The following is a 12,259-nucleotide window of genomic DNA, read 5'->3' on the forward strand; positions in this document are numbered from 1 at the left end:
CCGTTTTCTTGTCACAATACGCCTTTACGCGCGACGGTCAGGATTTTCCGTTAGCGTCAGGTAACCAGTCACCTACAGCGGAGTGTTGTTACACCATGATGGACAGCTTACGCACGGCTGCTAACAGTCTCGTGCTCAAGATTATTTTCGGTATCATTATCGTGTCGTTCATATTGACCGGCGTGAGCAGTTACCTTATCGGCGGTGGCGCAAACTATGCCGCAAAAGTGAACGGCCAAGAAATCAGCCGCGGTCAGTTCGAGAACGCGTTTGCCGGTGAACGTAACCGTATGCAGCAACAGCTGGGCGACCAATTCTCTGAGCTGGCTGCGAACGAAGGATACATGAAAACCCTGCGCCAGCAGACGCTGAACCGCCTGATTGACGAAGCGCTCCTCGATCAATATGCCAAAAAACTGGGTCTGGGTATCAGCGATGAGCAGGTTAAAAAAGCCATCTTCTCGACTCAGGCTTTCCAGTCTAACGGCAAGTTCGACAATGCTCGCTATAACAGCATTGTGAATCAGATGGGCATGACGGCCGATCAATACGCGCAGGCGCTGCGTAACCAGCTGACGACGCAACAGCTCATCAATGCGGTGGTTGGTACTGATTTCATGCTCAAAGGTGAAACTGACGAACTGGCAGCCCTGGTGGCACAGCAGCGTGTTGTGCGTCAGGCGACCATCGATGTGAATGCGCTCGCGGCGAAGCAGCAGGTGAGCGACGCAGAGGTTAACGCCTGGTACGAGCAGAATAAAAACAGCTTTGTTGCACCTGAGCAGTTCCGCGTGAGCTATATCAAACTGGATGCTGCTGCGTTGCAGGAAACCGCGACTGATGCAGAAATCCAGTCTTACTACGATCAGCATCAGGATCAGTTCACTCAGCCGCAGCGCAACCGCTACAGCGTGATTCAGACCAAAACCGAAGCCGATGCCAAAGCGGTGCTGGATGAGCTGAACAAAGGCGCAGATTTCGCCACCGTTGCGAAAGCAAAATCCACCGACATCATTTCTGCCAAAAATGGCGGCGATATGGGCTGGCTGGAAGCGGCGACTACGCCGGATGAGCTGAAAAATGCCGGTCTGAAAGACAAGGGTCAGCTGTCGGGTGTGATTAAATCGTCCGTTGGTTTCCTGGTTGCGCGTCTGGATGATATCGAAGCCGCTAAAACCAAACCTCTGGCTGAGGTGCGTGATGATATCGCCGCCAAAGTGAAGCAGGAAAAAGCGCTTGATGCGTACTATGCCCTGCAGCAGAAAGTGAGCGATGCGGCGAGCAACGACAACGAATCTCTGGCCGGTGCAGAGCAGGCTGCTGGCGTGAAAGCGGTTGAGACCGGCTGGTTTGGCCGTGACAACCTGCCGGAAGAGCTGAACTTCAAACCGGTTTCGGATGCCATCTTCAACGGTGGTCTGGTGGGCGAGAACGGTACGCCGGGCAGCAACTCCGATATCATTACCGTTGACGGTGACCGTGCGTTTGTTCTGCGCGTGAGCGAGCACAAGCCTGAAGCGGTAAAACCGCTGGCGGAAGTGAAAGATCAGGTTGTGGCGCAGGTTAAACATAGCAAAGCGGAACAGCAGGCAAAACTGGATGCTGAGAAGATCCTGGCTGACCTGAAAGCCGGTAAAGAAGACGCCCTGAAAGCGGCGGGTCTGAGCTTCGGTGACGCGAAAACGCTGAGCCGTACCGGTCAGGACCCAATCAGCCAGACTGTGTTTGGTCTGAGCCTGCCAGCGAAAGACAAACCGAGCTTCGGGACAACAACCGACATGCAGGGGAACGTCGTTCTGCTGGCGCTGGATGAAGTGAAAGCCGGCACCATGCCAGAAGCGCAAAAGAAAGCAATGGTTCAGGGTATTACCCAGAACAATGCCCAGATTGCTTTCGAAGCGATGATGAGCAACCTGCGTAAAGAAGCCAAAATCAAGCTGGGCGATGCCATCACTCAGCAGCAATAATTACGTATCTGCTCGCAGATTTTCGTAACGCTCTGCAAACCCTGAAGGCCGCTTTCGCGGCCTTTTCCATTTCTGTAAATGCATATTTGAGCCTCCTTTGGCTGACGGCTATGGTGACATGGCTGTCAACAAACAAGGAGATAACAGCATGAAATGTGGAATCAAAGCACTGCTAATCACACTGGCTATTGCCACTACCGGAATGAGCGCAGGCGCACTGGCGGCGCCCCCCGCAGCCAAAACGCAGTCTGTACAGAGCAAAACTGACCCCGCTGCACAAGCATCTGCCCAAACCAAAGCCGCTGAACCTGGCAAAAGCACAGAGGACGACGGTACACGCGTCAGCATCAATACGGCCTCGGCTGAAGATCTCGCCCGCGTGATGAACGGCGTAGGGCTCAAAAAAGCGCAGGCTATCGTCAGCTACCGTGAAGAGTACGGCCCGTTTAAAACGGTTGACGACCTCAGGCAGGTTCCGGGGATGGGCAGTTCACTGGTTGAGCGCAACCTCTCACACCTGACGTTGTAATTTCAGTTTTACTTGCACAGCAGCAAAAGTTTGCCAGGATAAAGAGGTCATACCAGTCTTGACCTCTTATCCTATAACAACAGTAAAGGCTATTGCGCTATGCAGACAAAAATCAAAGTACGCGGTTTTCATCTTGATGTTTACCAGCACGTGAATAACGCCCGCTATCTCGAATTTCTTGAAGAGGCGCGCTGGGACGGGCTGGAAAACAGCGAAAGCTTTCAATGGCTGACCGCGCACAACATCGCGTTCGTGGTCGTCAACATCAATATCAACTACCGTCGCCCGGCCGTGCTGGGGGATGTGCTTACAGTGACCAGCCAGGTGCAACAGCTAAACGGGAAGAGTGGCGTGCTCAGTCAGGTCGTGACGCTGGATCCGGAAGGGCAGGTGGTAGCCGATGCGCTGATCACCTTCGTTTGTATCGATCTGAAAACGCAGAAAGCACTGCCGCTGGAAGGGGAGTTGCGGGAAAAGCTGGAGCTGATGATCGTGTAGGGAGCATTTATCTGAATGCCTGTGCTGTCGACTTTATCAGTGCGACAGCACAGTGAAGTAACTTTATTTCAGCCCGGTTTTTTTCTGCATTGCGGCCATCACACCGGCTTTATCTGCCAGGTAGTGATTCAAGCCATTGGCACGCAGGTTACAGGCGGCGCACTGGCCACATCCGTCGCCCTTAATGCCGTTGTAGCAGGTCAGGGTTTCGCTGCGAACCAGATCCAACTTGCCCCAGTAGTCCGCCAGTGCCCAGGTTTCCGCTTTATCAAGCCACATTAGCGGAGTTTCAAAGCGCGTCTCCTTGGCCATCCCCAGATTTACCGCGTGATTGAGCGCTTTCACAAACTCGTCGCGGCAGTCCGGGTAACCGGAGAAGTCGGTTTCGCAAACGCCGGTGATCACCGCTTCGGCTTGCACCTGGTAGGCGTAGATGGCCGTCAGGGTCAGAAAAAGAATATTACGGCCCGGCACAAAGGTATTGGGAATACCGCTGGCGTCAGGTTTGTAATCAGGAACAGGAATACTGTCGCGAGTGAGGCTGCTGACGGCCAGTTCGTTTAACAGCGTGACGTCCAGCACCTTATGCGCGCGTGCGCCCAGTTTCAGCGCCAGTTCGCGGGCAACGTCGATTTCAGCGCGATGGCGCTGGCCATAATCGAAAGTGACACAATGCACTTCATCGTACTGGTGAAGTGCCTGAACCAGGCAGGTAGTGGAATCTTGTCCTCCGCTGAACACGACGACGGCACGTTTCATAAATCATCTCGACAGTTACGGTAAAAACATTATGTTACCGTCTGACTTCGGCGACGACCAGCTTCTTCACGACCGGGGGGCTGGAAGCCAGGCTTCTGTGAAATCAAACCAGCCACGGGTATTCAGTCGTATTCCGTTTACTCCCGGTGGCGCGCTGATTTGATACTGGTAGTTAAACAGCGGCGTCAGCACCGCATTATCCATCAGCCGGGTAAAGATGGCTCTCAGGCCAGCGTGTCTTGCCTGCTCATCGGCCTGAGTCTGAACGGCATCCAGCGTGGCCTGCAGATGCGCAACTTGCGGCGCGCTTAGCAGATGCGGCCAGAGGGTATCGCACCGAAGCCACTGTTCAAGTGTGTACTCCGGCGCTTCGCCAATCAGCCTGTCTCCCATCATCATGTCCGCATCGGCAAGCTGCGGACACCCGTCCCACGTCTTCGCATCGTGAAAGATAACGGTCAGTTCGCAGCCCTGCTGCGCAAGGTACTGTTTTAGCTGGTTTGCCATGGTGTGTAACTCAACGGGCAAATGGTAAACGAGGGTTAACGCTGCCGGTAAAGGAACGTGCGTTAAATCCGGCCACCGGGGAATAGGCAGGCCTGGAAGCAGCTCTTCTGTTGGGGTAATCAACCCTTCGTTCAGCGGGAGCGTATGCAGCAGCGTTGAGAGATGGATGATATTAATTAGCCGTCTAGCCTGCAGTTCACTCATCCGGTCGCTCTGTTTCAGGGTGAGATAACAGAAGCCCAGGCTGGTGCTGTTACTTACCAGCCGCAGGCTCTCCAGTTCATCAGGCTCGCCAATGGCAATCTGGACCGGATGACGACAACTGGTCCCCAGTCCGTAATCAAATAGCGTCGGCGTGATCCAGTATTCAATCGCCTTGATCAGCGGGTGACTAAGATGGTACTGCTCGTGGCTTTCCAGACGCACCAGCTCGGAATCAAACACGCTCAGCCTGAAAGGGCCGCTGCCCGTCATGGGCTGATCGGGGTGGGCCAGACGGCTACAGTAGGTCGCCAGACGATGGGGCAACCAGTAGTCCGGTTGATGCAGGGTAAACGTCAGGCACTGCGGGTGAGTGACCTCGATGTCTAATACGCTCTGGAACAGTTTGCGCAGGGCTGGCAGCATAAGCAGGGCCTTCAGGCTCCGCTGCAACTGCGCTGTCTCAATTTTGTCGCCGTTATGCCAGTGCAGGGTCGAGCGTATATAAAAATGCCAGCGCAGGCCGCCATCCGTGACTTCCCAGTGATGGGCAAGATCGCCCGTTGGTTCGCTGTTGTTGCCGTTAAAGCGCGTCAGCCCGGAGAAAACCTGGCCTGCCAGGTGCTGCTCCGCCCGGCCGGGTAAAAAGCCAGGCTGCAGCGCATCCAGCGAGCGGTAATAGGGAATGCGCAGCGTCGGCGTATCGTTTTGCCACTGTCCGCCCAAAAAGGGATGCAGCAACTCCCGCAACTCTTCCGGCGCAAGCTGGGCCAGCTCCAGGGCGTTATGCTGCTGCCCATGCTTCAGCGCTTCTTCCATCATCGTATTGCGCAATGATTCCGGGCTGACATAAAACCTGAGCTCGCCGCGCTTGCCGCGACCAGACTGTGCATGCCAGTTCAGCCAGCCAGCCTCCTGCGCCTGACGCAGCAGGGTGCGAACATGCCGCTCGCTGCAAAAACAGCGGCTGGCGAGCTCCGCAATGGTGACCTGCTGCGGTGCCCCTTCGGAGGGTTGCCACAGGCGTTGATACTGTTTGAGGCGGTTGAGCTGGCGCATAATAAACCCGGAACAATAATTCTCATCTATTCACTATTACTTCCGTATATCTCACGCAATACTGACGCACAAGTTAATCGCATCACATTTCGGGAGTTATGATGGCTCGGCTCGCTGCATTTGATATGGACGGCACGTTGTTAATGCCGGATCACCGTTTAGGGGAGAAAACCCTGAACACCCTTAAGCGCCTGCGTGAGCGTGATGTAACCCTGACGTTTGCCACTGGCCGTCATGTGCTGGAGATGCGCCATCTGCTGGGCGCATTTTCCCTGGATGCATTTCTGATTACCGGCAACGGAACACGAATTCATTCGGTCGAAGGGGAGGTGCTGCACCGTCAGGATCTCAACCCGGAAGTGGCGGATATCGTGCTGCACAGTACCTGGGATACCCAGGCCAGCGTTCATGTCTTTAACGAAAACGGCTGGTTTACCGGTCGTGAAATCCCTCAACTCCTCCATGCGCATGTCTACAGCGGTTTTCGCTATCAGCTGATGGATCTGCGCCGCATCCCTGCCCACGCGGTGACCAAGATCTGCTTTTGTGGCGATCACGACGATCTCTGCCGCTTACGTATTCAGTTGAATGAGGCGTTAGGCGACCGGGCCCATCTGACCTTTTCGGCGGTGGATTGTCTGGAAGTGTTGCCGGTGGGGTGTAACAAAGGTTCTGCCCTGGCGGTCCTGAGCGACCACCTGGGCTTGACGCTGCAGGAGTGTATGGCGTTTGGTGACGCCATGAACGACCGCGAGATGCTGGGCAGCGTCGGGCGCGGTTTGATTATGGGGAATGCTATGCCGCAGCTGATCTCTGCGCTTCCTCATCTGCCGGTTATCGGACACTGCCGTAATGAAGCGGTGTCCCATTTTTTAACACATTGGCTGGACAACAACACCCTCCCATATTCCCCCGAATAGTGAGACCCTTCCAGCAAGCCAGACTTCGGTCTGGCTTTTTTTTATTTCACCAGCTGTGCGATTTGCGCTTGCCACGGCGCAATATCACCGATGTTTGCCTGCACCCACTCCGCGTTGTAATAGGTTTCCAGGTAGCGCTCCCCGCTGTCGCACAGCAGCGTGATGATAGAGCCCGTGCGGCCCTCTTCACGCATGCGTGCTGCCAGCTGCAGCGCACCCCACATATTGGTACCGGTAGAGGCACCCACCTTGCGGCCCAATTGCGTCTCCAGCCAGTGGGCCGTCGCGACGCTGGCGGCATCCGGTACGCGGAGCATTTCATCCACCACATCAGGAATGAACGACGGCTCAACGCGCGGGCGGCCAATCCCTTCAATTTTACTGCCCACCGGACTGCGCAGGTCGGCATTGCGGCTTTGCCAGTAGTCGAGGAAGACCGAGTTTTGCGGATCCACCACCATCAGTTGCGTATCGTAGCCCTGACAGCGGATATAGCGGCCAATGGTGGCCGAGGTTCCGCCCGTACCGGCGCTCATGACGATATATGACGGAACCGGATGGGGCTCATGAGTCATCTGACGGAAAATACTGTCCGCTATATTGTTATTGCCACGCCAGTCGGTTGCACGCTCGGCGAAGGTGAACTGATCCATATAGTGGCCGTTCAGCTCACGGGCCAGCATTTCCGAGGCGGCGTAAATTTCGCAGGCGCTTTCTACAAAGTGGCAGCGTCCGCCATAAAATTCGATCTGTTCGATTTTGCGTTTCGCGGTGCAGGAGGGCATGACAGCGATAAACGGCAGGCCCAGTAAACGGGCGAAATAGGCTTCGGAGACGGCGGTTGAACCGGATGACGATTCAATAATTGTTGTGCCTTCTTTAATCCAGCCGTTACACAAGCCATACAGGAACAGCGAACGCGCCAGACGATGCTTCAGGCTCCCCGTAGGATGGGTACTTTCATCTTTCAGATACAGCTGAATCCCCGCAAACCCCGGCAGGGCGAGGCGGATTAAATGGGTGTCGGCCGAGCGCTGGTAGTCGGCATTGATTTCGCTGATGGCATGTTTAACCCAGTTGCTATTCATCGTAATTATCCGTTTGTCATTTTGTGCCCAGCATAGCGAAAAGCACAGAAAAAATTGTTGCTATCTGGCCTTTAAAATAGAATGAAGGGAGAAAAATTTTCTCTGTGAGGTGGGTATGCTAGATAAAATTGACCGCAAGCTGCTTTCATTGCTGCAAAGTGACTGCACCCTCTCTTTGCAGGCGCTGGCAGATGCCGTTAATCTGACCACCACACCGTGCTGGAAGCGCCTCAAGAAGCTGGAAGATGACGGCATTCTGCTGGAGCGTGTCGCGTTATTAGATCCCGAAAAACTGGGGCTGGGCCTGACGGCCTTTGTCCTGATAAAAACGCAGCATCACAGCAGCGAATGGTATTGTCGCTTCGTAAACCAGGTCTCTGACATGCCGGAGGTTCTCGGCTTCTGGCGTATGGCCGGGGAGTACGATTATCTGATGCGTGTCCAGGTGGCAGACATGAAGCGCTATGATGATTTCTACAAGCGGCTGGTGAATAGCGTACCGGGCTTGTCGGACGTCACCTCCAGCTTCGCCATGGAACAGATTAAATACACCACAGCGTTACCCATTGAATAACTCCATAAAATACCTTCAGGAACAAACCGCGTGCGATTATTTGCCCAACTAAGCTGGTACTTTCGTCGGGAGTGGCAGCGCTACCTCGGCGCAGTTCTCCTGCTTATCATCATTGCCATTTTGCAGCTGATCCCGCCGAAGGTGGTGGGCTACGTCGTGGATGGCGTTACGGAACAGCATTACACCACCGCACGGGTGTTGATGTGGGTTGGCACGCTGGTGCTGACGGCCGTCATCGTCTATTTGCTGCGTTACGTCTGGCGCGTGCTGCTATTTGGCGCGTCCTATCAGCTGGCCGTTGAGCTGCGCGAGGATTTTTACCGTCAGCTGAGTCGCCAGCACCCCGAGTTTTACCTGCGCCATCGCACCGGGGATCTCATCGCCCGCGCCACCAACGACGTCGATCGCGTGGTGTTCGCGGCCGGGGAAGGCGTATTAACGCTGGTGGATTCGCTGGTGATGGGCTGCGCGGTTCTGATTGTGATGTCCACTCAGATCAGCTGGCAACTTACCCTGCTGGCATTGCTGCCGATGCCGCTGATGGCGCTGGCGATCAACCGTTATGGCGAACAACTGCACGAGCGTTTCAAGCTGGCGCAGGCGGCGTTTTCGTCGCTAAACGATCGCACGCAGGAGAGTATGACCAGTATCCGCATGATCAAAGCCTTTGGTCTGGAGGATCGGCAATCTGCCCTGTTTGCGGCCGATGCCGCAGACACCGGCGCAAAAAACATGCGCGTTGCGCGTATTGATGCGCGCTTTGATCCGACCATCTATATCGCTATTGGCATGGCCAACCTGTTGGCCGTCGGTGGCGGGAGCTGGATGGTGGTGCAGGGCACCTTGACCCTGGGGCAGTTAACCAGTTTTGCCATGTACCTGGGGCTGATGATTTGGCCGATGCTGGCGCTGGCCTGGATGTTTAACATCGTGGAGCGCGGCAGTGCCGCCTATAGCCGCATTCGCGCCATGCTGTCTGAAGCGCCAGTGGTCAACGACGGTACCGAACCGGTACCGGAAGGGCGTGGGGTGATGAACGTCGACATCCGTACGTTTGTTTATCCGCAGACGGAACATCCGGTGCTGGAAAACGTCAGCTTTACGCTGCAACCGGGGCAAATGCTCGGGATCTGTGGCCCGACGGGATCCGGTAAAAGTACCGTTCTTTCGCTGCTCCAGCGTCACTTTGATGTCACGCTGGGGGACATTCGTTTCCACAATCTTCCTCTCACGACACTGCAACTAGACGACTGGCGTCGCCGTTTGGCCGTGGTCAGCCAGACGCCGTTTCTCTTTTCTGACACTGTGGCGAACAACATAGCCCTTGGCTGTCCGTCGGCCACGCAGGAAGAGATTGAGCATGTGGCGCGCTTAGCCAGCGTACATGACGATATTTTGCGTCTGCCGCAGGGGTATGAAACGGAGGTGGGTGAACGTGGCGTTATGCTCTCTGGCGGGCAAAAACAGCGAATTTCCATTGCCCGTGCGCTGCTGCTCAATGCTGAAATCCTGATCCTGGATGATGCGCTTTCTGCTGTGGATGGTCGAACCGAGCACCAGATCCTGCATAACCTTCGCCAGTGGAGCGACGGACGGACGGTGATCATCAGTGCCCACCGTTTGTCAGCGCTGACGGAAGCCAGTGAAATTCTGGTGTTGCAGCACGGGCACATTGCCCAGCGCGGGCAGCATGACCAGCTTGCGGAGCAACCGGGGTGGTATCGCGACATGTATCGCTATCAGCAGCTTGAAGCGGCACTTGACGATGCCCCGGAACAGGAAGAGGAGGACGCTAATGCGTAAATCAAAAACGCAGTGGCCGACGCTAAAACGCCTGCTGGCCTACGGTTCGCCATGGCGAAAACCCCTTGCTCTTGCCGTCGTGCTGCTGTGGATTGCGGCGATTGCAGAAGTGAGCGGTCCGCTGCTCATCAGTTATTTCATCGATAATATGGTTGCGAAAAGCTATTTGCCGCTGGGGCTGGTGGCGGGGTTAGGCGTGGCCTATGTAGGGCTACAGCTGGCAGCGGCTGGCCTGCACTATGCGCAGTCGCTACTCTTTAACCGGGCGGCGGTGGGCGTGGTTCAGAAGCTGCGTACCGACGTTATGGATGCTGCGCTGCGCCAGCCGCTGAGCGAGTTTGATATCCAGCCGGTCGGGCAGGTGATTTCGCGGGTGACCAACGATACCGAGGTGATCCGCGATCTGTACGTGACGGTTGTGGCGACCGTGCTGCGCAGTGCCGCGTTGATTGGCGCCATGCTGGTGGCGATGTTCAGCCTTGACTGGCGCATGGCGCTGGTGGCGATCGCGATTTTCCCGGCGGTGCTGATTGTGATGGTGATCTATCAGCGCTACAGCACACCTATTGTACGTCGGGTGCGGACCTACCTGGCCGATATTAACGATGGCTTCAACGAAGTGATCAACGGCATGAGCGTCATCCAGCAGTTCCGCCAGCAGGCTCGCTTTGGCGAGCGCATGGGCGAAGCCAGCCGTTCGCACTATATGGCGCGTATGCAGACGCTGCGCCTTGATGGTTTCCTGCTGCGTCCGCTGCTGAGCCTCTTCTCGGCGCTGGTGCTTTGTGGCCTGCTGATGCTCTTTGGCCTGAGTCCGGGCGGAACGATTGAGGTGGGGGTTCTGTATGCTTTTATCAGCTATCTGGGACGCCTGAACGAGCCGCTGATTGAACTCACAACCCAACAATCCATGTTGCAGCAGGCGGTGGTTGCTGGCGAGCGCGTCTTTGAACTGATGGACAGACCGCGTCAGACCTATGGTGAGGATACAGCACCGCTGCAAAGCGGGGCCATTACCTTTGACCATGTCTCGTTTGCCTACCGTGAAGACAGGCTGGTGTTGCAGGACATCAATCTTGATGTGCCGTCGCGCGGCTTTGTGGCGCTGGTGGGGCATACCGGCAGCGGCAAGAGTACGCTTGCAAGCCTGTTGATGGGCTACTACCCGTTAACGAAAGGCGAAATTCGTCTGGATGGACGTCCGCTGGCGTCGCTCAGCCACAGCGTATTGCGTAAAGGCGTGGCAATGGTGCAGCAAGACCCGGTTGTGCTGGCCGATACCTTTTACGCCAACGTGACCCTGGGGCGTGATTATACCGAGGAGCAGGTTTGGGCAGTGCTGAAAAAAGTGCAGCTCGCGGAGCTGGCACGCGGATTCAGCGACGGGATCAACACCCGGCTGGGCGAGCAGGGGAATAACCTATCTGTCGGTCAAAAACAGCTTTTGGCGCTGGCGCGTGTGCTGATTGAAACGCCACAGGTGCTGATTCTGGATGAAGCGACGGCCAGCATCGACTCCGGTACTGAACAGGCTATCCAGCAGGCACTGGCCGCCGTGCGCGATCACACGACGCTGGTGGTTATCGCGCACCGTCTTTCAACGATTGTCGACGCAGATACCATTCTGGTGCTGCATCGCGGACAGGCCGTTGAACGCGGTACGCACCGGGCGCTCCTGGAGGCGAAAGGCCGCTACTGGCAGATGTATCAGCTGCAACTGGCGGGTGAAGAGCTGGCGGCCAGCGTCCGGGAGGAAGAGTCGCTTAGCGCCTGATGCACCAAAAACAGGCAACGTGCTAACAGTCACCGCTGTTGGTGCAAAACCGAAACGCGCCATGCACTGCCATGGTGCGTTTTTTTTCACCTGTTGATCATGAATGGTCTTTTAACGCGCATTGCGCCGCTTTTCCCTTCCGTTTTCATTTCTGGCACACCCCTTGCAATGTCTCCTGCGTATTAGCTGCGGCCATTACCGAATTCTGACTGGAGGGGATCTATGAAGCTGGTTACGGTGGTAATCAAACCATTCAAACTCGAAGACGTGCGTGAAGCGTTGTCTTCAATGGGTATTCAGGGACTGACTGTCACCGAAGTGAAAGGCTTCGGTCGTCAGAAGGGTCATGCCGAGCTTTATCGCGGGGCGGAATACAGCGTTAACTTCCTGCCAAAAGTAAAAATTGATGTCGCGATTGCTGATGACCAGCTTGATGAAGTCATCGATGTGATCAGCAAAGCGGCCTATACCGGCAAAATTGGCGACGGCAAAATTTTCGTTGCCGAACTGCAGCGCGTCATTCGCATCCGTACCGGCGAATCTGACGAAGCGGCACTGTAAGTAACTCCTGGCACACAGT

Annotated in this window: 11 protein-coding genes; 8 read left to right on the forward strand and 3 right to left on the reverse strand. The window is 55.7% G+C overall.

Going from position 1 to position 12,259, the window contains the following annotated elements:
* Positions 1-95: 95 nt before the first annotated feature.
* The 3 genes from ppiD to ACQG22_RS05165 all read left to right on the forward strand — a co-directional run bounded on the left by ppiD (position 96) and on the right by ACQG22_RS05165 (position 2,994).
* Entirely contained in the window at positions 96-1,967 is a 1,872-nt protein-coding gene (gene ppiD, locus ACQG22_RS05155; protein WP_130626576.1) for a peptidylprolyl isomerase, read from the forward strand.
* A 148-nt stretch (positions 1,968-2,115) separates the two neighbouring features.
* Positions 2,116-2,496 (forward strand): helix-hairpin-helix domain-containing protein, encoded by a 381-nt coding sequence (locus ACQG22_RS05160; RefSeq protein WP_058661724.1) that lies wholly within the window; start codon positions 2,116-2,118, stop codon positions 2,494-2,496.
* A 99-nt stretch (positions 2,497-2,595) separates the two neighbouring features.
* Positions 2,596-2,994 carry a YbgC/FadM family acyl-CoA thioesterase gene (locus ACQG22_RS05165; RefSeq protein WP_014830880.1) on the forward strand — a complete coding sequence of 133 codons (399 nt, stop codon included), beginning with the start codon at positions 2,596-2,598 and terminating at the stop codon, positions 2,992-2,994.
* A 63-nt stretch (positions 2,995-3,057) separates the two neighbouring features.
* Here the strand turns inward: ACQG22_RS05165 and queC are convergent, their stop codons facing one another.
* Both queC and ACQG22_RS05175 read right to left on the reverse strand, forming a co-directional pair.
* A complete protein-coding gene (queC, locus tag ACQG22_RS05170; protein WP_013095864.1) occupies positions 3,058-3,753 on the reverse strand; it encodes a 7-cyano-7-deazaguanine synthase QueC in 696 nt (231 codons plus the stop codon).
* Between the two features lie 66 nt (positions 3,754-3,819).
* Complete coding sequence (locus ACQG22_RS05175) at positions 3,820-5,520, reverse strand: SgrR family transcriptional regulator (protein WP_058678436.1); 1,701 nt, start codon at positions 5,518-5,520, stop codon at positions 3,820-3,822.
* Positions 5,521-5,621: 101 nt separating this feature from the next.
* On the opposite strand from ACQG22_RS05175, the gene cof reads away from it, so the two are divergent.
* Positions 5,622-6,440, forward strand: a complete 819-nt coding sequence (gene cof / locus ACQG22_RS05180) for an HMP-PP phosphatase (protein ID WP_369706596.1) — start codon at positions 5,622-5,624, stop codon at positions 6,438-6,440.
* 41 nt (positions 6,441-6,481) lie between these two features.
* Here cof and ACQG22_RS05185 read toward each other — a convergent pair whose 3' ends face one another.
* Complete coding sequence (locus ACQG22_RS05185; RefSeq protein WP_248766795.1) at positions 6,482-7,528, reverse strand: PLP-dependent cysteine synthase family protein; 1,047 nt, start codon at positions 7,526-7,528, stop codon at positions 6,482-6,484.
* A 115-nt stretch (positions 7,529-7,643) separates the two neighbouring features.
* Here ACQG22_RS05185 and ACQG22_RS05190 point away from each other — a divergent pair, with 115 nt between their 5' ends.
* From ACQG22_RS05190 to glnK, 4 genes are all read left to right on the forward strand, one after another.
* Positions 7,644-8,102 (forward strand): Lrp/AsnC family transcriptional regulator, encoded by a 459-nt coding sequence (locus ACQG22_RS05190; RefSeq protein ID WP_369706597.1) that lies wholly within the window; start codon positions 7,644-7,646, stop codon positions 8,100-8,102.
* Positions 8,103-8,132: 30 nt separating this feature from the next.
* Entirely contained in the window at positions 8,133-9,905 is a 1,773-nt protein-coding gene (locus ACQG22_RS05195) for a SmdA family multidrug ABC transporter permease/ATP-binding protein (RefSeq protein WP_095452984.1), read from the forward strand.
* Entirely contained in the window at positions 9,898-11,679 is a 1,782-nt protein-coding gene (locus tag ACQG22_RS05200) for a SmdB family multidrug efflux ABC transporter permease/ATP-binding protein (RefSeq protein ID WP_369706598.1), read from the forward strand. Before ACQG22_RS05195 ends, ACQG22_RS05200 begins: the two co-directional genes overlap by 8 nt.
* Positions 11,680-11,901: 222 nt before the next feature.
* Positions 11,902-12,240, forward strand: coding sequence for a P-II family nitrogen regulator (gene glnK / locus ACQG22_RS05205; RefSeq protein WP_008503304.1), 339 nt, complete (start codon positions 11,902-11,904; stop codon positions 12,238-12,240).
* Positions 12,241-12,259 lie beyond the last annotated feature (19 nt).

This window comes from Enterobacter cloacae complex sp. 309I3 (assembly GCF_050031595.1).
Classification (GTDB): Bacteria; Pseudomonadota; Gammaproteobacteria; order Enterobacterales; family Enterobacteriaceae; genus Enterobacter; species Enterobacter cloacae.